At 55.2% G+C, this 667-nt stretch carries 1 protein-coding gene and 1 pseudogene; both read right to left on the minus strand.

What is annotated here, in order from left to right; all coding sequences use genetic code 11:
• Nucleotides 1–53 precede the first annotated feature (53 nt).
• Nucleotides 54–272, minus strand: a pseudogene (locus NW838_RS08630) (RNA-guided endonuclease TnpB family protein); the annotation flags it as partial.
• Between the two features lie 4 nt (nucleotides 273–276).
• A partial coding sequence (locus NW838_RS08635) for a DUF4351 domain-containing protein (RefSeq protein ID WP_414427867.1) occupies nucleotides 277–667 on the minus strand: 391 nt, incomplete at its 5' end.

Genomic DNA, 667 nt, shown 5'->3' on the forward strand with positions numbered 1-667 from the left:
TGTGCCACCTTGCGAGCAGACGCTACCCGTCTGCATATCTGTTTGTCGCGTTAGCGGGACGTAGTCCTTGCCAAATTACTGGACAAGCCGAAACGGGCACGGATTTCGTAGTAGCACAGGGATTGGAGTTTCAGTGGGTTGACGACTTTCTCGGGTGTGTTTTGGTTGACCCAGTTCAAGGCTTGGCCGAAAGCATCCAATGTCTCGTCCAATTTGGCGGCTTGCGACTGGGACACCTTGAGCTTGCAGGAAACGGTCAGGACTTGGGTCATAGCCTTATTGCATTTTACTCACATTCCTCCCGACCCTTGCCCTGTGGGCAGAGAGCGGGGCTCCTGCGGTTTCTAGCTGACGGGCCAGCCAGGCAGTTAAATCCTCCAAGCTGTTGAAGTCCAACAGAGCTTCCCCCAGCGCCTCCAGTTGTGACGTTGACAAAGCCCAAATCTTATTCTCAAGGGCCGGGTCAAGGGATCCCAACTTCCGCCTGAGCAGCCGCAAAACCAGCGTTGCTTCCCCGTGTTGCAATCCCTGTTGCAATCCTTGTTGTAGCCCTTGTTGCAGGCCCAGTTGTAGTCCTTCTCTGCGTCCTTCTTTGCGCCCTTCTTCCAGCCCCTCTCGCAGAGCTTCTGCCCGCCACTCTTGGTAGATCACCGATTCCCTCATATCC

This window comes from Synechococcus sp. R55.2, from assembly GCF_047462075.1.
Taxonomy (GTDB): domain Bacteria; phylum Cyanobacteriota; class Cyanobacteriia; order Thermostichales; family Thermostichaceae; genus Thermostichus.